We start from the raw sequence: 22,717 nt of genomic DNA, 5'->3' as shown, positions 1-22,717 counted from the left end.
TGTCTCCTTTAGTTAGTCTGTGAAATAAAGTAAAATTTCTCTCGGATACTGATGATAGCGTCAGTTATCCTTCTACAGTCTTTCTATCTAGTGTAACAAAAAAGCAGTAATTTTTCAACTGCTCTTTCTTATTTATTTAGCATAATCTACTGCACGAAGTTCGCGGATCACGGTTACCTTGATGTTTCCTGGGTAATCGAGATTGTTTTCAATTTTCTCACGAACTTTGTGAGCTAAGATTGTGACTTTGTCGTCTTTGATTTGTCCTGGATTAACCATGATACGGATTTCACGTCCTGCTTGAAGAGCAAAGCTATTTTGCACTCCTTCAAAGCCATTGGCGATTTCTTCCAAATCATGGAGACGCTTGATGTAGCTTTCAAGAGACTCGCTACGAGCACCTGGACGCGCTGCACTCAAGGCATCTGCTGCAGCAACAATCACTGCAATGACACTTTCAGCTTCCACATCTCCGTGGTGGCTAGCAATGGTATTCACCACAACTGGGTGTTCCTTGTACTTACGAGCCAACTCCGTACCAATCTCAACGTGGCTACCTTCAACCTCGCGGTCAATAGCTTTCCCGATGTCATGAAGGAATCCAGCACGACGGGCAAGAGCTGCATTTTCACCAAGTTCACTGGCGATGATACCAGATAACTTAGCAACCTCAATCGAATGACGCAAGACATTTTGTCCATAAGAAGTACGGAACTGCAAGCGTCCCATGATCTTCATCAAGTCTGGATGAAGGTTTGGCGCACCAATCTCATAGGCAGCAGCCTCACCATATTCGCGAATCTTATTGTCAATCTCCTGACGGTTTTTCTCCACCAACTCCTCGATACGAGCTGGGTGGATACGGCCATCCTTGAGTAACATTTCCATGGTCATACGAGCAATTTCACGACGAATCGGATCAAATCCTGACAAGGTTACCACTTCTGGCGTGTCGTCGATGATGACATCTACCCCTGTCAAACTTTCAAAGGTACGAATGTTTCGACCTTCACGACCGATAATGCGCCCCTTCATGGTATCGTCTGGTAGGTGAACTGTAGAGTTTGTTGACTCCGCTACATACTCACCAGCGATACGCTGCATAGCCTGAACCAAGATATCTTTCGCAATCTTGTCTGAACGTTCCTTCACTTCTTGCTCAGCCTCACGAATGCGGCTAGCAATTTCCTTGGTCAAGTTTTCCTCTGTCTGAGCCAAGATAATATCTCGAGCCTCAATCTGGGAAAGGGAACCGATACGTTCAAGTTCAGCTTCTTTTTGTCTTTCGACTTCCTCTAATTGCTCTTCACGTGCATCAAGGTTTTTTGCTCTATCAGAAATACTTTGTTCTTTTTGTTCAAGTGTTTTTTCTTTGTTCGTCAAATTGTCGTCCTTACGGTCAAGGCTCGTAGCTCTCTCTGTCAAACGACTTTCGATTTGCTTGAGTTCCTGACGTTCTGACTTAAATTCAGCGTCCACTTCTTCACGGTATTTTCTGGCTTCCTCTTTGGCCTCCAATAGTGCTTCTTTTTTAAGAGACTTGCTTTCGCTCTTGGCTTCATTTAGCAATAAATCCGCTTCGCGCTCAGCTTGTCCTCGTAAATTAGTTGCTTCTTGTTCAGCATTTAGAAGCATCAACTCTGCAGCCTCTTGAGATGATTTCATCTTAGCTGAGATGCTGACATATCCAATGACTAAACCAATGATGACGGCAAAAACAGCAATCGCAAGTGTCATGATTTCCATGTTTTTACCTCATTAAATTTGTTTATCGAATGACATACATTCCTTAATATTCTATCATAAAAAACCGATTTTCACAAACCCAAATTGAAGAGTTTTGTGTGAATTTTGGAGCTACAATTCTTCGGATCCCTTCAAACTTTTATACACATCATCAAAAAATATATTTGCTACTCTCTTCTTGAACGAATCATTATTTAATAGAGCACCATATAAATCTTGGCTCTGAGAGTACCCTTCTATCAAGGCATTGTCAATTTCTTCTTCAAAGGCAAATACGAAATCTTCCCTAGAATTAACACGCGCAGATTGTTTAAGCCTTGGATTCTTTTTCATCAATTCACGAATCGAAACAGCTCCACTTAAGCCAACTTGCTGGTCAATGTTCAAATTTAACTGTTCGTTCATTTCGTCTAAGATTTCAGATAAATGTTTTTCTTGATCTCCAGTAACATCGCTCAAACTTGGTTTAGGAAGAGTTAATTCAGGCTGATATTCTAATTCAGAAACTGCCCTGAAAGAACCTGTTTGCTTATGTTTCATATAATCAACGACAATCTTATCTGCAATTGTAAAATCATTTCCTCCTAAACGAACATCAATCATCTTAACAAGACTTTGAAGATAATTATATCGTTCGTGTAAAACTTCATTTTGATAAGCCGTTGCCTGAATCAAGAAAGTATACATCCGAAGAAAACCGCGAATAACCTTTCGAATAGACAATTGTTCTTTTTCATCAAAACGTTTCACTCTATCATAACCTTTATTCAACAAAGCGACCATCTTTTGTTTTTCTCTACTTGAACGTTTTTCTTGATATAAAAATTGATTAAACTCTTGAACCTCTTCGCTGTCCAAAATACCATATTCATCAATTTTACGATCCAACTTTAAGACATCACTAGGAGCAATGGTATCAGCTAAAATCGTCTCTCGATAGTAGGGAGCAAAGGCTGAGCGAATATCGTCGTAGGTATTTTTAAAATCAAGGATAAATGTTTTCTTGTTATAACCTCTAAAGATCCGATTCAGGCGTGACAACGTCTGCACTGCAGCCACACTACGCAATTTTTTATCCACATACATGGCAACCAACTTAGGTTGGTCAAAACCAGTCTGATACTTGTTCGCAACTATCAGCACCTGATAAGCATCCGTATCAAAACGTTCTTTTAAATGCTCTTCCTTAAACTGATTCATCTGAGATTCCGAGAACTCTCTCCCTAGATAATCAACCTTACCAGAAAAAGCAATCAAGGTACCAATACTGGTGATACTGTGATCTTTAAAGTATTTTTCAAAAGCCAACTGGTACTTGACTGCCACTTCACGACCAGAGGTCACAAGCATGGCTTTTCCTTGACCACCCAACTCTGCCATAATATCATGACTGATAAAATGGTCCATGATAATTTCAACCTTTTGATTGATATTCTCATCAGATAATTCCACGAATTTAGCAATCTTACGCTTAGCAAGCGTGGTTTTTAGTTCAGGATCTTCTTCTACTACTTTATTAAGTTGGTAGTAGGTTTTATAAGTCGTATAGTTATCTAAGACATCCAGGATAAAACCTTCCTCTATAGCTTGCTTCATACTGTAGACATCAAAAGGGGCTTTAGAGCCATCGGGCTGTGTTGTACCAAACAACTGTAGGGTAGTTGCCTTAGGAGTTGCTGTAAAAGCAATGATTGAAACATTGTCTTGCTTTCCTGTACGCGCAATCTCCTGCTCAATGGCATCCGCAACTGTCACTTCCTGAATCTCATCAATGGTTCCATCCTCCGTATCCGTTTCAGTCAAGACCTGACTAACTGAACTCATGTAGGAACCTGTCGTTGAACTATGGGCTTCATCAATCAGGATGGCAAATTTCTTTTTCGCAGTATTCCCTACAGACATCCAGTTGGATTGGTTGATTTGGGCAAACTTATGGATAGTCGTTGCAATAATCTTTGTGTTCCCAGCAATGGCATCAGCTAAATCACTAGATGTCTCACGATCACCCATCACCTTCACAACACCGTTCTTATGGTCAATCTGTCTAACAGCATCTTGCAACTGTCGGTCTACTACTATACGGTCTGTGACAATTAAAACTGTATCAACGATATTTCTATTTTGGTCATCATGAAGTGAAACCAGACTATGAGCTAACCATGCTATGGTATTGGTTTTACCAGAACCAGCCGAATGCTGAATCAGATAATTACTGTCAGTATGATTAACTTTCATGTCTTCTAGGAGACGACTAACAGCTCTACGCTGATGGTACCTAGGAAAAATCAGTGTTCTCTTTTTAGCATCATTCTTATCAATCTCAAAGAAGATAAAACTTTCAATCAGCTGAAGAATACTATCTTTGGTCAATACATCAAGCCACAAGTACTCTGTATCTACACCATTAGGGTTGTGAGGATTGCCACTCCCCATATCAATACCTTCCCCTTTCCCCATATTAAAGGGAAGGAAGTAGGTTTCTTGACCCTTTAACTGGGTTGTCATATAGATTTCCATAGTATCTACAGCAAAGGAAGCCAAGACTCCCTGCTCAAAACGAAAGAGACAATTATTAGGATTGCGACCTTTGAGTTGTTTGATGGCATCCTGAACTGACTGACCACTAGGATTAAACTTGAGCTCGATGGCAAATAGCGCTAATCCATTGATAAAGATAACAAGGTCAATGCGACCGCCCTCTTCATAAACCACTTCCTCAATTACCGACAAACGATTGGCTTGGTATTGCTGAACAGCTTTTTCATTAAAACTAGTCGCAGGTTTACGATAGAGGAGGCGCAGTTGCTTGTTTTCAATAAAGACTCCCTCTTTTAAGGCGAACAAAAAACCACCCTTGACGATTTCCTTATTGATAAGAGTGATAATCGTCTCCTTGCTCAGTTTTTTAAGGAGATAATCCATGGTCTCCTCCTGAGTATCCATCAGAAAATCCCATAGGAGTTCCTCATCCATGGCTAATCGAGGATTGTACTGAGCATTATCCCGCTGAATATAGCCATTCTTATCTTTCAAGTCTTTGATAATCCACTGCTGGAAATCATAGCGCTCCTTCAAGCCCAAATTTGCCATAGTTTCTCACTTTCTAGTTTTTATACTATAATTTTTGTGTACAAGTATATAAATCAGCTAAAATAAACTAATTTTGATTATTAAACATCTAACTTATATTCATTATTTAATGCCTTTAATCGGATTTCCTCACCCCTTTTAGCCATCAAATTTTTTCTGCTGATAATCGAAGTTGTAACACTTATTTGATCATCATTTTCAATTTTACAAGTATAAACCTGATACTTTAGGATTTCTAAAACTATATTTACACTAAAATAATTGTGTCTTATACATAAGAAAGCTAGTGTTACAAAGAATATTAAAAATAGAATCACACTATCCCATTTTGTAAAATCAAAAGCGAATAATGGAAGAATATAAGACAAGAGATATTCAGAAGCAATAGACTTTTCTTCTTTTACCGAATTTAAAATGAATCTAGTCGTACCTTCTTCATATTTTGAAAATAGAACCATTATAATAATCAGAATACTAATTAGCCATATAATTAGAATGACAATAATACTATAAAATTCTATTACTGTTGACTGGGAGTTTTCTATACAACTTTTTATATCAATAAACAAAACAGATAACCACAACGGAGTAAATGATGTAAAGTACAAACTGAAGAAAAACAATTTTGACATTCTATATCGTTCCTTTTGCTAAATCCATTTTCGTGTTCCCGAAACTTCCATCGGACTATCGTCAAACGGATCAACCATACCTTTTTGGCAAAGCAATTTAACAATTTTATCTGGGACACCTTCTTCACTTGCATCAAACAAATTACTATCGTCTGTTAATTTGATATTGAATTTTTTGGCAATTTTCTTTCTATTTTTTACATTGGTCAATTTATTTAGATAATTATCATTAAATGATACAAATTTTCTCGGATTATGACCAGTCGTAGCTTTTTTTTCAAATATATCAAACCCTTCAATAATGGTTTTTTGTTGAATTAAAGTAACTTTAGACTTACATATTTTTTGATAAGCTCTTTCCATATCAAAAAGTTTTTCCCCTGCTAAATTCAACATATATACATTTTCTCTGAAAACTATCACATCTATAGAGTTTCTTAATGTCAAAACTTTATCAGATATTTCTGTAAATTTATCATTTATCCAGCAAAACTTATTATTCAATGTAGTCACAGGATTTTGCATTGAAATAAATTTTACAGCAACTTCCTCATTTTCAATCTTTATAATTCCCTCAATAACAGAGGCTTTCGCTTTTAACTTCAATGGATTGATTTCAACATCAGGTTTAGCTAAAGCTGTTAAAAATAATCCATAATTTTTTTCAATCAATTCATTTGAATTTTCTAATCTATAAATAACTTGAGCATCAGCTGTTCCATCATATTTTTTACATTCCCTATATTGTGATAACCCGCTTTCCTGATCGTTTAAATATTTACTAGCAAGACTATTAATATGGTCAGTTAATCTGCCTTTATGGCTTAACTCTATCTCTCTCGCAATGTATTCCAATCCCTTTTTCTTAGACGTGTTAATTTTGATAATTTTTAATGACCAAGACTGACCTGTTGAGACTTTTTCAAGTATTTTCTTTATTACTTCAATAGACACTGTTATTACACTCTCCTCTTCCCTGTCACATAATCATAAATAAGAGTTTGTCGTTGTTTGTTAATATTATCAATTTGCTCATTTTTGATTTGAATAAGTTTATCTATTTGAACTGTTTTCTTATCAAGAAAATCAACAATTTTTTGTTGTTCCTCGAGTTCAAATAGAGGAATAACTATATTTGATACTAACTGCAAATTCAAACCATCTCTATCCTCGCCTTTCAACCCTCTAATGTTATAGTAGTTTGCTACAAAAAAATAATACAAATACATATTATTCAATATTTTATTATCAACTATAAATGATGCAAGAGATTGATTAGAAGCTGATTCAATTGCTAAAACAGCTGCTGTTCCTTTCGTCTTTCCCTGCCCATTTAATGCAAGCATGACAGTTCCATTGGGAAGTAATTTTGTTGATGTTCTTTTTAATGCTAAGTCTGTAATAGTTTCAGAGGTATGCTTTACAATGCCCTGATTAACCTCACCTGATGACATCCAGTTAATATTTCCATTCCAAAAAAGCGAATTATTTCTATCAGGAGTTGCTCCAGCAGAAACTTGTGAAAAATACTTAACTTTTCCCGATCCCCACCCTTGAGGCACTTGTCTAATCCAGTCGATTCCTGAATCTTTCATTGGGACTGTTTTATCCAATCCCTTTGTGACAGTCTCATAAATCAAGCTAGCACGGTAGTCTTTGAGTTTTTGAATTTGCTCCTCCAGTAGTGCTTTAGCTTTATCTAATTGGACGGTTTTCTTGTCTAGAAAATCAGCAATTTTTTGTTGTTCAACAAGACTTGTTGGAAAAGCAATTCTCATATTTTTTATATATTCCCAACTTGCTCTAGGCATTTTACTACCATAAGTTGAAGTATTAACTTCTTCAATAAAACTATCACTTTGAATAGCATAATATAAAAAATTCATATCTAATTCTGAAGATTGAAACACAAGAAATTCTGAGCTAGCCGTTGAAGAGAATGTGGCTCGCCAATATTTTCTTAAGTATGGTCTTAACTTCCCAAATAAAACATCTCCAATTTCGACTACAATATTTTCACTCTTATCAACTTGTATACCAGTTTTAACAAATTTCCCAGTTTGACTTTCTATATTTTCTAATCCTATATAAGGTACAGAAGAGTCTGTTATTCTTTTTTCACTTCTAGTAGTTACTAAATATCTTATTTTAGACATCTCCCACTCTTCTGGTATCTGTCCGATCCAGTCGATGCCACTCTCTTTCATCCTAGTCATGTTTTAGTTCCTCCAAGAAAGTCTGTAGTTCTGCTTCTAGGTCATAGAACTCTTCCAAAAGCTTCTCTGCACTTTCTGGTGCTTGGTATTTATAGAAATAGCGGGTAAAAGGAATCTCAGCTCCATAGCCCTTTTCCTCATCAAACCAGTAGTGAGCATCAGGTACATGGGGATAGACCTCACGCGCAAAGTAGTCTTCAACATCCTCTGTCAGCTTGACGATTTCACTATCCTTGGTGGTCTTATCATAGACAATCCCTCCAGCAATCTCATTTGGCTTGTCTTTCTTCTTAGTGCGGATGACTTCTGCTGTCTTGTCCATTTCACTCATGGCTAGAGCTAGCGCATTGATATTCGCAGGCGTTACCTTGATGTCTCCCAACAAGTCCTTAATAACTTGGACAAAGCTTTCAAAGTTAGGATAACTGTCATCCGTGATTCCCCCACGAAGAGCATCTAAGATAGCTTCTTGCTTGGCCTTCCCAGCTTCAAAGTCGTGTAATTTTTTCTCATCCTTGGCTGAGCGTGGTTCCATCTCTAGCAATTCTTGATACTGGTACTCGTCAAATAGTTTAGCTAGGAAAGGAACGCTTTTGGCCTTCTCGATGGTTTCTTCAGTAATCCAGCCACGACGTTGCAGAGGTTGCATGACTGTATATTCTCGGTAAAGAAACTCTTCCTTATCAAAGATTTTCACATGATCATTTTCTTTGAAATCATCATACCATTTGAGGATATGGCGGATGTTATCTTGAGACAATTCACGACGTTTTTGTCCGAGTGACTTACGCAAAGGGACAAACTCCTCTGTCGCATCGATAAACTGAACCTTGTTTTGACGCTCAGGAGATTTATTTTTATTGTAAATCCAGATATAAATCCCAATCCCTGTATTGTAGAAAAACTGTCCTGGAAGGGCAATAATAGCTTCTAGTAAGTCATTCTCAAGGATGTAACGACGAATCTGACTTTCCCCAGATGAAGTACCACCAGAAAAGAGAGGAGAGCCATTTGAAATGATAGCAGCTCGACCATTTTCTTCTAATTTAGCTAAACCATGAAGATGGAACAGAAGTTGGGCATCACCAGTTCCCGGAGTCGCTACAAAACGTCCTTGTTGACCTTCTGTACTCTCAAAGAGATTATGGTCTCTTTTAACTGCGTCTTCTACGCCATCATCTGCGTCTTTCCCGCCCCAGGATTGACCAAAGGGAGGATTGGCAATGACAAAACTCATCTTCTTATCTGGGAATGGATCCGGATCTTTTAATGTATCGGTCTTCACGAAATAGTCCGAGTCTTCCTGACGAATCAACATATCCGCTTGACCAATCCCGAAAGTCTCAGGTAAAACTTCCTGACCAAAGAGTCGGACAGTTGCCCCTGTATCGAGCTTACGGATGTAACTTTTGGCAGTCGCTAGCATACCACCTGTCCCAGCAGCCATATCTAAGATTTTCAACTCTTTTTTATCGACAAATAATTCTTCATCGGCTTCGATTAAGAGCAGATTGACCATTAGAGCAATGACCTCACGAGGCGTATAGTGGGAACCTGCTTCCTCATTTTCAGAAAAACGACGGATAATATCCTCGAACATATAACCCATCACCATTGAGTCCACAGAACTTGGCGACAAATCAATCTGAGAAAATTTCTTAATCACTGTAAAAAGACGTCCAGACTGTGCAAGTGTACGGACCTGCTCTTTAAACTTAAGGTTTTCGATAATGTCCTTCACACGACAAGAATAACCATCTAGGTAGGCAATAAAATTTTCTTCAATCGCATTGGGATCATTTTGAAGGTTTTCTAGCGTGAAAGAGCTGGTATTATAGTATTTATAGCCAGATTTATTCTCAAGAACCTTCTCGGGTGTATTGGGATTTGACTTATAAAGTGCAACTACTTCGTCTTTCGTTGGCAATAAAGCAGCTTCCAAGCGAGTCAAGACAAACATCGGAATGATAACATCTCGATACTTATCTGCACGGTAAGCCCCACGTAAGGTATTCGCAATCGACCAAACTGCATTGACCACATTTGAAATCTGAACATCGTTCGACTGGAATAGCGGTAGTTTTTCTTTGAAATTAGACATTTGCTTCCCCTGTTTTTAATATTAACAATTCTCTTCATTATACCACAAAATAAGAGTTATAAAGCGGATTCAAGGGACAAGAATCTAATTATTATACTAATAATTTTTTACTGATTTCTTAACTTAGGAAATCTATCATTTTCCAAAAAAATTTATCTTCAATTTGCTATCTAAAATTTCTAAAATAAAAAGCCTACCTTTCAGTAGACTTAGCAATAATCTTTGAAGGACAAGAAAGCCACGCTATCTCCATCCATCATATAAATCAAGCGATTTTCTGCATCAATACGACGCGACCAAGCTCCTTGGTAGTCATACTTGAGTGCTTCTGGTTTCCCCATTCCTACAAAAGGATCGCGTTGAATATCCTTGATTAATTTATTGATTCTTTTTAATGTTTTCTTATCTTGGTTTTGCCAATAGCAATAATCCGCCCAGGCATCTTCTGTAAACTTGAGCAGCATTTCTCACTCCTCAATCACATGCACCTGAGTGCTTCCAGCACGAACTTGAGCCATTCCTCGCAAGACCTTGTCAGAAAGTTCCTTATTTTGAGCGATTCTCAGGGTTTCCTGAATACTATCCCACTCGCTCTTTGAAAGGACTACAATATCCTCATCTGGATTTTTATTGACCACCGTTAAAGGCTCAAATTCATCGTTTACCTTCTTCATGTAGTCTTTTAAATGATTTCGGAATGTTGAGTAAAGAACTGCTTCCATAACCATACCTCGTTTTACCTCTTTTCCACTATTATACACAAAAAGAAAGAAATTGTCAGGAACTTGTACAAGATTTTTCTTTTCTATCTATTTATTCGAAAATCTTCTAAAAAAGCCTACCTTTTAGTAGACTTAGTTTGATTCTATTCCAATCGGCACTCTGCCGAAATTCTGCTCTACGATGCTTGGGTGTCCTAGTTGGTAAATCTGGTCTGCCTTTTGAGTCATAGCATCCCAAGGTTCTTTGCCAATTCGACTGACTAGATGGACCTGCCCTTTCAGAGACTTGAGGTGTTGTCTGCCTTTTTCGGTAAAGCCAAGGACATGGATGCCTTCTGGCAAGTCGCTTTCTCTGGCCTGCACCAAGATATAGGTCAAGAGTCGTCGTACACGCGCCTTTGTGTAACGTTTGGTCGCAACCGTCTCGACCAATTTCTCTACAGAATGGGCTGTCTTGATGGCATCCTTGATGCGCACAGCCATTTCTTGATTGACCTGATAGATAGTGGTTAGGTCTGGATTTGACAAAATTTGATAGCGGAGCAAGGGAAAATAGTCATCCCAGCTTACCTTGCTCGCCTGCTCAAAGAGAGCAACAGAAGGCATAAAGCGTTCTAAGAAATCTTGGTCTGATTGATGCTGACGGAGGGCTGTTGCCGAGGCAAAGTCCACATCCTTATCCACAGAATGATAACCAGCCCCCTGACGCTGAATCGGCTTAAGCTTGATGTTTCGTCCTGCAACCGCCTTGGCATAGGCCAGAGCAAGAACATGATTGGGCGTATTGCCAGAAAAATCCAGACCTGCAAATTCCTTCCACATAGCCTGTGTTTTCTGGGGATAGGAGAGGGAATCAGACAGATTTTCCACAAATTTCTCCATCTTAGCACCTTGCTCTGTGTATAAGTCAGCAACTTTCTGATAATCCAGAACTTCCTCCGTCCCGAAAGCTAGAGTATCAATACCTAACCGCGCCAAGATATCCACAGCCCCTTGACCGAAGAAATCTGCCGCCTGAACACTGACTAAAAAGGGCAATTCCACTACAAGATCCGCTCCGTTTTCCAGCGCCATCTGAGCCCGTGTCCACTTGTCCACTATAGCAGGCTCTCCACGCTGCATGAAATTCCCAGACATGGCAACGATTTTCAGTCCCTTCGCCTGCTCAAGCAAGTATTTGTGCCCATTATGAAAAGGATTAAACTCTGCGATAATACCTGTGATGGTCATAATGTTCTCCCTTTCTAATGACGAAATCTACGATACCGCTCAGGCAATCTTCCTCTCCAGTTAAGCCATTGTTTTTCTCCTACTGGAAGGATTTCTGCCAGTTGTTCATTACTATAATTTTTTTGTAACTCAGGATAAGCTATCAACATAGTTGGTCTATGGCATCCAGCAACTGTCATTGGCCATGTTCCATACATCAGCATATGTCGGATATCATCCTCCGATTTTATTTCATTTACTAACATATCAAAAAGTTTCTTAGACATATCGTAAACGACTAACTCTGAAAATACGGTTCCTTCTTCCTGAACATAGAAGTATTGCCCATCTTTCTCCCAAAGCGTTCCATTTTGACGAATACGATTAAACTGCGAAACTTCTTCCCAAGAATATTTTGATCGAACCATATCCATCTCCTACTTCTGCGCGACAAAAAACCAACGGGTGCTGGTTTCTGTTGGCTCCTTGTCCTCAAAGTCCGCATAGAGTTTGAAAGACTTGAAACCAGCCTGTTCCAGCAAAATATCATAGGTCAAGACCTCATAGGTTCGCTCCTCATGTACTTCATCGTGACGACTAAAGGAACCGTCAGCCTCCTTGACAAAGAAAGTCAACTCATGCACGATGGAGTGAGGAGCTTCGTCCTCATAGGTGTCCCAAAGCATAGCGAAATCTTCCGCATTTTCATGGTAGGAATAGCCTGGAAAAACTTTATCTGTCTGGTAGGTCGAATGCACATCAAAGATAAAAACTCCATCTTCATTGAGGGCACTATACACTTCCTTAAAGACGTCTCCTACCTCGACCTCATCCTGCATGTAGCAGATAGAGTCCGAGTAACAAGTCACAAAATCATATTTACCAGCCTTGGATAAATCCAGCATATTGCCTTCAATAAAATCAATCTTTTGCTTGGCTGAAGCAGCTCTCTTCTCCGCAATCTTCAACATATCCGCGCTCAAGTCAAGTCCTGTCACATCAAAGCCAGCCTGAGAAAAGCGGACAGACTGGATACCTGTTCCACAAGCCAATTCCAAAAGCTTCTTTCTCTCCTTGGTCTTAGGCAAATGACGCAGCGAAAAATCCGTCCATTTATCATATAAACTATCATCCATCACAGCATCGTAAACAGCCGCAAAGGTTTCATAAGTAGCCATAATTAAGATACAAAGAGCATTAAAAGCAAGAAGAAAATAGGAAACTTTCTGCTGTATCGTCAGATACAAAGGAAGTTACTCTTTTTCTCGCAGCTTTTAGCTCGTGTTCAGTTTCGAGATGAACAAAACACGACGCTCTCACCTTTCTATCCATTTTTTTCTAAACTAAGCAAAGAAACCCAGTTGACTGCAACTGAGTTCGATTGAAGACAAAGTCTTTTTAAGACTTTCCTTAGGTGATTTCGGACGTCTGAGACCTTCTTCGAAGTTCCAAGACTTAGTTTTGAGCCTAAGGTCTCAAAACTCCCGACTTCTTGAAACATTTTTGTTTCAAGAAGTTTTATCACAACGGAAAGTCTCGGTAATTTCTCACTTTCTCACTCAGAAAACAAGAATAATCTCAATACATTGTCGAATTTCAAAGTAATTCCCAGCCGAAGTTCAAGTCATCTTCTACGCCAGAGTTTCAGATAAATCTACTGACTCCGCCTCATGCCACAGTTTTTCTAGATTATAGTGGGCACGCATTTCTTCTGAGAAGATATGCACAACGACACCACCGAGGTCTAGTAAGACCCAACCTCCAGCTGCATCGCCTTCGACATGGCTGCCTTTAACACCAGCTTCTGCTACTTTTTCACGAATGTTATCAGCGATTGCGTTCAACTGACGGCTATTCATCGAGCTCGTGATGACAAAGTAGTCTGTCACGCTGGTCAAATCTTGTACATCAAGTGCGAGGATATCCTCCGCACGCTTCTCATCCGCCGCTCTCACGACTAGTTCTAGTAATTCTTTTTCGTTCATTTAGTCCTCTTTCAAATAGTGCACAAATGCGTTATAGGTTTCAAGGGTTTGGGGATAGATGGGGAATCCCTGATGAGCTAGATGCTCCACAGTTCTCGCTGTTTCGTAGGCCACTGCCTTATTGAGCGATAGCTCAGCAATTTCACGCGCCACATCCACTCCAGGAAAGGCACGATTGTGTTCGATATAATCTGCGACGTAGATTACCTTATCAAGATTGGTCATCTGACCAGCTCCGACTGTATGGATTTCAATAGCTCGCAGGATTTCAGGGTTTTGCAAGTTCAAATCTTCCTTGATTTTGTATATACCAACTATGCCATGCCAGACATTATTGCCCCAATTTTTGAGGTCAGGGTCTAATTGGTAACGGCCAATCAAGTCTAGAAATTCCTGATCTGACAGCTTTTTAGCATAATCATGAAGAAGGCCTGCTAGACCAGCTTTCTCAGCATCAACTCCGAATCGCTTCGCAAGCTCTATGGCTGCACGCTCCACACCCAAACAATGGGTTAAACGTTTTTCAGGTAGAAGCTCTGCCATTCTTTCCAACAAAGCCTCTCGGGAGCAGTTGATATAGTCTTGATAGGCCATCAGTAGAGCCCCTCCTTCTCGATGTAGTCTAGCACTGGCTGAGGTAGGAGAAAGTTGGGTTTCCGACCTTGGGCAATGAAGTCACGTACCATGCTGGAGGAAATATCCATGAGAGGCACATCCACCCAGATAACTGGATAGGAAGTTCCTGCCTTGTAGCGTGGGCGCTGAACTCCCACAAACTGAACCATGTCAACCAGCTCATCAATTCGGTACCACTTTGGTAGATAGTCCACCATATCCGCCCCGATAATGAAGTAATAATCCGTATCTGGATGTTGCTCTGTCAAAATCTTCATGGTGTCGTAGGTGTAGGAAATGCCCTTACGCTCTAACTCAATGGTTTCAATGTCCAGACCTTCAATCCCCTCAATCGCCAACTCAAGCATCTTGAGACGGTGATGCTCAGGTATGGTTTCCTTTTTATCTACATGAGGAGGTTGGTATTCGGGCATGAGCAGGACCTGGTCTAGTCCTAACTGTTGTCGTACTTGGTCTGCCACAACAAGATGGGCATTGTGAACAGGGTTAAAATTTCCCCCTAAAATCCCGACTTGTTTGCGTTTTTTCTCCTTGATTTCTGGCTCCAACTCTACCTTGGTAAAGGGAGTCAATAATTCGATTGCCATAGGCTCGTCTTCCTTTAATTCTCTGTAAAAACAGTTGTTTGGAGTAGGTTTTAGATTTCTTTGACTTTCTTGGAAATCTTGCGATTTTCTTTCTTGCTAGATTGTTTATACAAAATCAAGATGCGTCCGATTTTTTGGACTGTATCCACACCGATTTCTTCTTCCAAGATTTCAGCTACTTCGTGGATGTTTTCATCTGTGTTTTGCAAGAGCGTAACTTTAATCAATTCGCGTGCGTCAAGAGCTTGACGGACGCTGGTTTTGATTTGGTCGTTGAGTCCATTTTTCCCGATTTGGATGATGGGTTTGAGGGTGTGTGCCTGGCTGTTGAGGAAGGCACGTTGTTTCGATGTTAATGACATAATCTTTCTTCCTTGTTTTTTGATAGTTATTTAGGTGGTGGGGGACGGTCGGAACTAATTTTCAAAGATTTCATCTTTGAAAAATGGATTTCCTAACCTCACACTTGAGCCTAGGTCTCAAGTATGCCCCTTGCCAATCTAACGATTGGCAATCACACCACAGCAATAACTATCTCTTTATGAGCTCACTTTGTTCGCTCAGTGATTTTATTTTAAATAATTGCTTTTCGTGTGACGACGGCGACGCCTTCTGGTGCCCAAACGGCGACTTTGGCGGTGCCTGTTACGCGGATCCAGCCGAGTCCTGAGATGACTAGGTCTGTCTTGTCCTTGATAGTAAATACATGCTGGACTAGTTTTGGGAAATCTTCTTTTTCCTTGCTATTTGGTGGTGTCAGAAGGGTTCCCAGATGCTTGTCATAAAAGGCACTAGCGCCTTCAAGCTTGGTACGATGGAGTTTGAGTTCATTGTCAAAGAAAGCTGTGAATCCTTGCTTTTCTCCTGATATAAAGTCAAAGCGTCCAAGACCACCTAAAAATAGAGTTTGTTCAGGGTTAAGCTGATAGGTTTTGGGCTTGATTTCCTTTTTAGGGCTGACATACTTGAGGTTTTTAGCTGTCAAGTAGTGGGCCATCTGGTGGCGGTGGATAATCCCTGGTGTATCGTAGATATAAGATCCGTCGTCAAGCGGAATCTCAATCTTATCCAAGGTTGTTCCTGGGAAGCGTGAAGTCGTGATGACATTCTGGTCACCTGTGATTTCTTGAATAATGGCGTTGATAAGGGTTGACTTTCCAACGTTGGTCACGCCAACCACATAGACATCTCGGCCCTTACGGTAGTGTTCAATCTTGTCAATGACTTCCTTGATGGCATGTTTGTTTTGGGCTGAAGTCAGGACGACATCCACAGGACGAAGCCCTTCTTCGTGGGCACGTTCCATGAGCCACTGGCTAATCTTGCCCGGCTTAACTGACTTGGGCAGGATATCTTTCTTATTTCCAACCAAGAGGACATCATTGCCCGATACAAAACGTGGTAAGCCTGGAATAACAGAGCCATTAAAGTCAAAGATATCAATGACATTGACTACCAAGGCATCACTGTCTCCCACCTCGTGCAAGAGTTTGAGGAAATCATCGTCCGTCAACTGGACATCTGTGATTTCATTGTAGTGGCGGAGACGAAAACAACGTTGGCAATAGACTTCTCCAGTCTCCAAGCCTTTTTCAAGTGCTGATTGGGGAGTAAATCCTAGACCAGCCTTGTCTGTCGTCTGAATGGTTGCTCCACAACCAATACAGAGAATTTCTTCCATAGTTAAATTCCTTTTTTATATGTAATCGGTCCGTACTTTTCAGTGATTTTTCGCATAACACGGCGCTCGCGAGCCCGGTTAATCTGCGTTTTGATGGAGTCGTGTTGGACCAAGGGTTTGACCAAGATCGAGCGAATATCTGCACGGTGTGCTGCTCGTATATCTGTCATAAGTTGGTCGCCGACCATGACCACTTCATTTTTCTCATAGTGGAATTCCTTCATGGCACGGTCAATCCCAAATGTAAAGGGCTTCAAGGCCCAATAAACGTAGTCAATTCCAAATTTCTCAACTGCACGTTGGACCCGTTTTTTGGTGTTATTTGAGACCACGATGATGCGAATGCCTGCGTCCCGAAGGTCATGTAGCCATTGCTTCATCTCTGGCGTCCCATCAGGGTTGTTCCAAGCAATGAGGGTATTATCCAGATCGACCAAAACAGCCTTGATACCATGCGCTTGCAGGCTTGGGACTGTCAGATCATAAACTGCTTCCACAGCAAAATCTGGCATATAATTTTCAATCGCCATTCTGGCTCCTTTTCTTTTTAATTTCTAGCAATATTCTTTAAATATTGGGCTAAGACTACCCATAAAATGAGACTAGCTATCAAAATATAAATCCAAGCATTTGGTTCATCTGCAAACGGTAAGGGAACATTCATTCCGAAGAATCCTGTAATAACCGCAAGGATAGCTAGTAAGACTGAGATAATTGTCAAAGTTGTCAAATTATCATTTAGATTATTATTTAGGATGTTGTTGTAAGAAGCTGAGAGTTGTTGCAAAACTTGAGAAATCAAGTCTGTCATCGAAACCAACTGGTGCGCTTCAATCATGGCATCGTCAAACTGCTCTCTTTCAACCTCATTAAAATTGCGATAAAGAGCATGCCCTTGGATGTGTTCCAAGAGGAGACGATTTTGTTTGGCAGCTGCTGTCAGGTAAACCATACCAGTTTCCAAGTCAGAGAGGGCAAAAAGATTTTTTTTAGTTGTTTTTTGACGAAGAAGTGCACTGATTTCATCCTTACCTTTATCCATCTCTTCAATCACTGGATAGTAAGCATTACTTATAATCTCTAAACTGGCAAAAAGAAATTTGTAGATTGAAACAACTTCATGGCTTTCAAGGTAGGTTGCCATACGTTTAATCACATAACTATTCTTGTGATTGCTAATTGTAATCAGCCGTTGTTTTTCAACGATAAAGGTCATCGGAATCGCTTCATAATATTCTTTATCTTTTTCTAAATCAAGAACATTATAAATGAAGGTTACCGTTCCCGTTTCACGGTGATAGTCCATGTGGGCACGCTCATTTCTATCCAGAGCATACTCGATAGTTTCCTTGTCCAATCCATAGACATCCGAAAGGTCTTCCATGTTTTTGATCTTGTCTACATCAAGGTCTATCCACGTACAATCGTGACCTAATTTTTTCTCTACAAATAGCATACTCTCTCCTTTACCAAACTCCTTCTATTGTACCATAAATCTGCTAAAATAGCCGGCCTATTCAGTACGAGATAGATTGCTGACGACGGTGATATTGCGATTGGGAACAAAGTGAAGGGCTTGATCATCACCTCGCAGTTGCGTTGTACGGATCCCTACGCTAACGACCTTTCCAGAAACGGTAATCGGTCCATTTGTGAGAACGACTTCATCACCCACATCAAGCTGGCGTTCAAAAAGAATGAAGAAGCCATTGATGACATCAGATAGAAAGCCTTGCGCCCCCATACCAATGGCCACCCCAGCAATCCCCGCACCAGCAAGGAGGCTAGAAACTGGCAGTCCTAAAATAGACAGGATACAGTAGAGCAAGAAGAAATAAAGAATGTAGTTAAAGACATTCTCCAGCAAACGCGAGATGGTCTTTTGCCTTCCTGCATCTCGATTTGAAAATTTAAGTGAGGGCTTGACAATCTTTCGTACAGTCGCATGAAGCATCTTTTTAGCTATATAAAATAGTAAAAACAAAATCAAAAGAGAAATCACCTTGGTCAAGAGATTCTCTAATATGGTTGTTAAATCAAGTTTATCAAAATAGCGTTGAAAAAAATCTTGCATATAAAACTCCTTTTTCCTATTATACCATAAAATCGCCCTTCTCTTTTCTTTCATAATTATTCAATTATCGTTCCTATTTTCAAAATATCGCTTGCCTCTATAGCATATTTATACTATAATTATAAACAATACATTTGAAGGAGACTGCTATGAAACGAATCATTAGAGCCTGGATCAAGGCTAGCCTGATCAAACGAATCCTCATTGGTATGCTTTTGGGCGCTTCATTAGGAATCTTCTTTCCTAGTTTTACAGAAATTGGTCTACTTGGCGATCTCTTTGTAGGTGGACTCAAAGCTATTGCGCCAATCTTGGTCTTTACCTTGGTTGCCAATGCTCTTTCCCAACATCAGAAAGGGCAAAATACCAATATGAAGACTGTCATCCTCCTCTACTTGATTGGGACTTTCGCTGCTGCCCTAACGGCTGTCTTGGCAAGTTTCCTACTGCCAGTTCAGATTGCCTTGACCAGTGCCAATACAGAAGTGACCGCTCCCGATGGCATTACCCAAGTTCTCAGCAACCTCTTGCTCAAACTGGTGGACAATCCCTTAAATGCCATTGTCCAAGCTAACTATATCGGAATCTTATCCTGGGCAGTCGTCTTTGGTCTGGCTATGAGGGAAGCTAGTAAGAACAGTAAAGAATTGCTCAAGACCTTGTCGGATGTGACCTCTAAAATTGTCGAATGGATTATCAATCTAGCTCCCTTTGGGATTTTAGGTTTGGTGTTTAAGACCATCTCAGACAAGGGGATTGCCAGTCTAGCCAACTACGGGATGCTGCTGGGACTCTTGATTGCTACCATGGCTTTTGTAGCTCTCATCGTCAACCCACTCATCGCCTTTCTCTTTATGAGGAAAAATCCCTATCCTCTTGTTTTGAAATGTCTACGAGTTAGTGGTGTTACAGCCTTTTTCACTCGTAGTTCTGCTGCCAATATCCCTGTCAATATGAAACTCTGCCAAGATTTAGGGCTGAATCCTGAAACCTACGCTGTCTCCATCCCGCTTGGGTCAACCATCAATATGGCTGGCGCTGCCGTTACCATTAACATCCTGACCCTGGCTGCGGTCAATACATTAGGGATTTCGGTAGATTTTGGGACCGCTTTTGTCCTCAGCCTAGTGGCCGCCATTTCTGCCTGCGGAGCCTCTGGGATCGCTGGAGGTTCCCTTCTCCTCATTCCTGTCGCTTGTAGCCTCTTTGGGATTTCCAACGACTTGGCTATGCAGGTTGTCGGAGTCGGTTTTGTGATTGGGGTCGTGCAAGACTCTTGCGAAACAGCTCTGAATTCTTCTACAGATGTTCTCTTTACAGCAGTTGCTGAATATGCTTCAAATCGAAAACTCCGCACCTAGTATCTGATTCCTCGTCGGACTCTCTATTTTAGTATTATAGGAAATTCTCATGTCTATCACCCAACGTACGACAAAACTGATCTTGGCGACCTGCCTCGCTTGTTTTCTCGCTTATTTTTTAGATTTATCATCAGCGGTTTCAGCTGGCATTATCGCCCTCTTAAGCCTTTCCGACACGCGCAGAAGTACGCTAAAATTGGCCCGTAACCGCCTCTTTTCCATGCTTCTAGCGCTCGCTATCGGCGTTCTAGCCTTTCAGCTGACCGGCTTTCACATCTGGAGTCTAGGCCTCTATCTGGCTCTCTATGTGCCTCTTGCTTACAAAATGGGCTGGGAAATCGGCATCACCCCTAGCAGTGTCTTGGTCGGTCATCTCTTGGTACAGGAGTCTACTTCCCCAGAGCTCTTGCTTAATGAAGTACTCCTCTTTCTCATCGGGACAAGCTTTGCTCTGTTGGTCAACCTTTACATGCCCTCTCGTGAGAAAGCCATCCAAAGCTACCACCTTCAGGTCGAAGAAAAGTTAAAAGACATCCTGCTTCGCTTTAAATACTATCTGTCAAGAGGAGACGGGCGCAATCAAGCCCAACTCGTTGACGAATTAGATAGACTTCTTGATGAAGCCCTCCAGCTGGTTTATTTGGATCACTCAGATCATCTCTTTCACCAGACGGACTACCACATCCACTACTTTGAGATGAGACAGCGACAAAGTCGCATCCTGCGAAATATGGCCCAGCAGATCAATACCTGTCATCTGGCCGCAAGTGAGAGTTTGATCTTGGCCCAGCTCTTTTCTAAGATTGCTGCCCAGCTAAGCCAGACCAATCCTGCTCATGACCTACTTGATGACATCGAACGCTATCTGCAAGTTTTCCGCAATCGGAGTCTCCCGAAAACACGCGAGGAGTTTGAAACCCGTGCCACCCTCCTGCAGCTACTACGCGAAGCCGAAACCTTTATCCAGGTTAAGGTCGATTTTTATCAGAAATATGGAAACTAAAACGCAAAGAACCTCAGAGAATTCCTCTGAGGTTCTTGTGTTTTGCATTTGGAGGAAAATTGTTTGACCATTCCCCTTAGAATCATCAAAACAGGGATATCTTCTGTAGAACCTAAATCTCTATCAAGACTAGCCATACCTAAAAATTCACAGACTGTTTCAACAGTTAGATTGACTTTCATAACAATCCAACAAGCTAGAAGACTTTATATTGTCCACCCGCATATCCGCAAGGAATGTAGCCTGCTTGATATAAGGCATACAAATCATCGAAAAATCTTGACTCAACTTGGGGCACCTCTTTTTTGATGGTCAAGTAGATAGCCAAGCCGATGATATCAAATAGAATCTGATCTTTCATGGATGCTACTAGTTTACCTTCCCCGACCAGGTTATCTAATCGTGCTTCAATTTCAGGAATTATTTCCTCTTTTGCATTATTTGCCAGTGAATTCCAGTGTTTATAAATGTCACTCTGGTTTTTAAAAAGATACACACTAAAATCACCATCTTTTTCTAACACAAAATTCTCCCATTTTAAACTATTAATATTCTTCTCTGCTTCTTGCAGTTTCTTTATCTGTTTGATGGGAACAGTCGTTTCTCTGCTTCCATTTAAAAAAGGAATCGAGATTAAACTTTTAATAACATCATCATTTATTTTCATAAATAACCTCTATTTTATATAGGAAAACCAATTTCCTCACATTGTCTCTTCCTGCAACTGTCCACTTTTTACCAGCTTTTTATAGTATCGTTTGCTGTACCATTCTCGGTCTGATATCTTTAAATAAGCCTTATACTCTTCTGGGTATTTGTGGATATAGTAGGCTTGAAAGATATGGACATTGATCATAAAGGCGATAAAATGAGCTCCAATGACAAACCAAACTGGCAAAAACAAACCCAAAATATAGAAATACCACTGAAGGGGGATTTGATATAGCAGATGATAGACCAGCGACACTGGAAAGAGAACTGCCGTGGTTCCAGTGAGAATCCTGACTAGCTGCTTAAGGATTGACTTTTCCTCTTGATCATTTAGTCTGCGATTGAGATTCTGGATGCTATTGAGGATAATCCAGAGAAAGAGGGCTATGCCTATCCCAAGCTCAAGCCAGAAACCCAGGCATGTATAGGCATCATAGGCCACTGCACTGGCAAAGTACAGTCCTGATATGAAAGCGCAAATGGACATGGTGAAATAGAAAGGAAAGTAGGTCCAAAGCTGGCTAGTCAAACGTTTTTTGGGCCAAAAAACAAGCACCATTCCTAGATAGGATATCGCATATACCGTCAGATTAAAGGGCTTAAGAAAGCTACTCATGTTATGAATCAGCAATCCTGCTTCCAGGGAAATGACCTTAACATCACTATCTACACCTATAAACTCTGGTATCCCGATTAATACGCCATAGATCAGAATCCCTGAAAAGCAAAATCCAAGAATAATCACTGTAAAGAGGCGGTTGATGATACCCATATGAATGGGGTTGGGCATACCTGCGGTCAGAGCAAAATCCCCCTGGGTCACAATGCGCTTACTTCTTTCAAAGTCGGCACCGAAAATACGGATGTCTTTCATTTTTTATCTCCAAATTTCATCTGGCAGAATGCCGTATATTCTTGAGAATCTTCCATTTGAGGAGGCCATCACATAGCAACTATCGTAGC

At 40.5% G+C, this 22,717-nt stretch carries 23 protein-coding genes; 2 read left to right on the top strand and 21 right to left on the bottom strand.

Going from position 1 to position 22,717, the window contains the following annotated elements; genetic code table 11:
• Positions 1-132 precede the first annotated feature (132 nt).
• From TZ92_RS03615 to TZ92_RS03525, 19 genes are all read right to left on the bottom strand, one after another.
• Positions 133-1,746: a ribonuclease Y gene (locus TZ92_RS03615; RefSeq protein WP_033630291.1), complete on the bottom strand. Its 1,614-nt coding sequence runs from the start codon at positions 1,744-1,746 to the stop codon at positions 133-135.
• Positions 1,747-1,857: 111 nt separating this feature from the next.
• Complete coding sequence (locus tag TZ92_RS03610) at positions 1,858-4,836, bottom strand: type I restriction endonuclease subunit R (RefSeq protein ID WP_033630292.1); 2,979 nt, start codon at positions 4,834-4,836, stop codon at positions 1,858-1,860.
• Between the two features lie 80 nt (positions 4,837-4,916).
• Positions 4,917-5,468, bottom strand: a complete 552-nt coding sequence (locus TZ92_RS03605) for a hypothetical protein (protein ID WP_033630293.1) — start codon at positions 5,466-5,468, stop codon at positions 4,917-4,919.
• A gap of 18 nt (positions 5,469-5,486) precedes the next feature.
• Positions 5,487-6,422, bottom strand: coding sequence for a Kiwa anti-phage protein KwaB-like domain-containing protein (locus tag TZ92_RS03600; RefSeq protein ID WP_033630294.1), 936 nt, complete (start codon positions 6,420-6,422; stop codon positions 5,487-5,489).
• Between the two features lie 5 nt (positions 6,423-6,427).
• Positions 6,428-7,684, bottom strand: coding sequence for a restriction endonuclease subunit S (locus TZ92_RS03595; protein WP_033630295.1), 1,257 nt, complete (start codon positions 7,682-7,684; stop codon positions 6,428-6,430).
• Positions 7,677-9,785, bottom strand: a complete 2,109-nt coding sequence (locus tag TZ92_RS03590; RefSeq protein ID WP_033630296.1) for a type I restriction-modification system subunit M — start codon at positions 9,783-9,785, stop codon at positions 7,677-7,679. Before TZ92_RS03590 ends, TZ92_RS03595 begins: the two co-directional genes overlap by 8 nt.
• A 209-nt stretch (positions 9,786-9,994) precedes the next feature.
• Entirely contained in the window at positions 9,995-10,249 is a 255-nt protein-coding gene (locus TZ92_RS03585) for a Txe/YoeB family addiction module toxin (RefSeq protein ID WP_033630297.1), read from the bottom strand.
• 3 nt (positions 10,250-10,252) lie between these two features.
• Entirely contained in the window at positions 10,253-10,507 is a 255-nt protein-coding gene (locus TZ92_RS03580) for a type II toxin-antitoxin system Phd/YefM family antitoxin (RefSeq protein ID WP_000388572.1), read from the bottom strand.
• A gap of 132 nt (positions 10,508-10,639) precedes the next feature.
• On the bottom strand, positions 10,640-11,737 hold the full coding sequence (locus tag TZ92_RS03575; protein ID WP_033630298.1) for a nucleotidyltransferase: 1,098 nt from the start codon (positions 11,735-11,737) through the stop codon (positions 10,640-10,642).
• A gap of 14 nt (positions 11,738-11,751) precedes the next feature.
• A complete protein-coding gene (locus TZ92_RS03570; protein WP_000252453.1) occupies positions 11,752-12,144 on the bottom strand; it encodes a hypothetical protein in 393 nt (130 codons plus the stop codon).
• 9 nt (positions 12,145-12,153) lie between these two features.
• Positions 12,154-12,894: a class I SAM-dependent DNA methyltransferase gene (locus tag TZ92_RS03565; RefSeq protein ID WP_033630556.1), complete on the bottom strand. Its 741-nt coding sequence runs from the start codon at positions 12,892-12,894 to the stop codon at positions 12,154-12,156.
• A 453-nt stretch (positions 12,895-13,347) separates the two neighbouring features.
• Positions 13,348-13,701 (bottom strand): ribosome silencing factor, encoded by a 354-nt coding sequence (gene rsfS / locus TZ92_RS03560; RefSeq protein WP_033630300.1) that lies wholly within the window; start codon positions 13,699-13,701, stop codon positions 13,348-13,350.
• Positions 13,702-14,295, bottom strand: a complete 594-nt coding sequence (gene yqeK / locus TZ92_RS03555) for a bis(5'-nucleosyl)-tetraphosphatase (symmetrical) YqeK (protein WP_033630301.1) — start codon at positions 14,293-14,295, stop codon at positions 13,702-13,704. It lies immediately after the preceding gene.
• Positions 14,295-14,924: a nicotinate-nucleotide adenylyltransferase gene (locus TZ92_RS03550; RefSeq protein ID WP_000963715.1), complete on the bottom strand. Its 630-nt coding sequence runs from the start codon at positions 14,922-14,924 to the stop codon at positions 14,295-14,297. The genes yqeK and TZ92_RS03550 overlap by 1 nt, the downstream gene beginning before the upstream one ends.
• Positions 14,925-14,974: 50 nt before the next feature.
• Complete coding sequence (gene yhbY / locus TZ92_RS03545) at positions 14,975-15,286, bottom strand: ribosome assembly RNA-binding protein YhbY (RefSeq protein ID WP_000060171.1); 312 nt, start codon at positions 15,284-15,286, stop codon at positions 14,975-14,977.
• A gap of 212 nt (positions 15,287-15,498) precedes the next feature.
• Positions 15,499-16,605, bottom strand: a complete 1,107-nt coding sequence (yqeH, locus tag TZ92_RS03540; RefSeq protein ID WP_000391189.1) for a ribosome biogenesis GTPase YqeH — start codon at positions 16,603-16,605, stop codon at positions 15,499-15,501.
• Positions 16,606-16,607: 2 nt separating this feature from the next.
• Positions 16,608-17,135, bottom strand: coding sequence for a YqeG family HAD IIIA-type phosphatase (locus TZ92_RS03535; RefSeq protein WP_033630302.1), 528 nt, complete (start codon positions 17,133-17,135; stop codon positions 16,608-16,610).
• Positions 17,136-17,152: 17 nt separating this feature from the next.
• Positions 17,153-18,061, bottom strand: a complete 909-nt coding sequence (locus TZ92_RS03530; RefSeq protein WP_033630303.1) for a magnesium transporter CorA family protein — start codon at positions 18,059-18,061, stop codon at positions 17,153-17,155.
• Between the two features lie 57 nt (positions 18,062-18,118).
• Entirely contained in the window at positions 18,119-18,679 is a 561-nt protein-coding gene (locus TZ92_RS03525) for a mechanosensitive ion channel family protein (protein ID WP_001150569.1), read from the bottom strand.
• Positions 18,680-18,828: 149 nt separating this feature from the next.
• Here TZ92_RS03525 and sstT point away from each other — a divergent pair, with 149 nt between their 5' ends.
• Positions 18,829-20,040, top strand: a complete 1,212-nt coding sequence (sstT, locus tag TZ92_RS03520) for a serine/threonine transporter SstT (RefSeq protein WP_033630304.1) — start codon at positions 18,829-18,831, stop codon at positions 20,038-20,040.
• A 49-nt stretch (positions 20,041-20,089) separates the two neighbouring features.
• Positions 20,090-21,043, top strand: coding sequence for an aromatic acid exporter family protein (locus TZ92_RS03515; protein WP_033630305.1), 954 nt, complete (start codon positions 20,090-20,092; stop codon positions 21,041-21,043).
• Positions 21,044-21,239: 196 nt separating this feature from the next.
• On the opposite strand, the gene TZ92_RS03510 is transcribed toward TZ92_RS03515, so the two are convergent.
• The gene (locus TZ92_RS03510; protein ID WP_033630306.1) at positions 21,240-21,710 is read right to left on the bottom strand and encodes a hypothetical protein; all 471 of its coding nucleotides are present in this window, start codon (positions 21,708-21,710) and stop codon (positions 21,240-21,242) included.
• A 36-nt stretch (positions 21,711-21,746) separates the two neighbouring features.
• Positions 21,747-22,628, bottom strand: coding sequence for a hypothetical protein (locus TZ92_RS03505; protein WP_033630307.1), 882 nt, complete (start codon positions 22,626-22,628; stop codon positions 21,747-21,749).
• Between the last annotated feature and the right edge of the window lie 89 nt (positions 22,629-22,717).

Origin of the sequence: Streptococcus oralis subsp. oralis (assembly GCF_000960035.1) — a bacterium.
GTDB classification, from domain to species: Bacteria; Bacillota; Bacilli; order Lactobacillales; family Streptococcaceae; genus Streptococcus; species Streptococcus oralis_G.
Note: the sequence above shows the minus strand (reverse complement) of the source record. Positions and strands in the feature narration are given on the sequence as shown.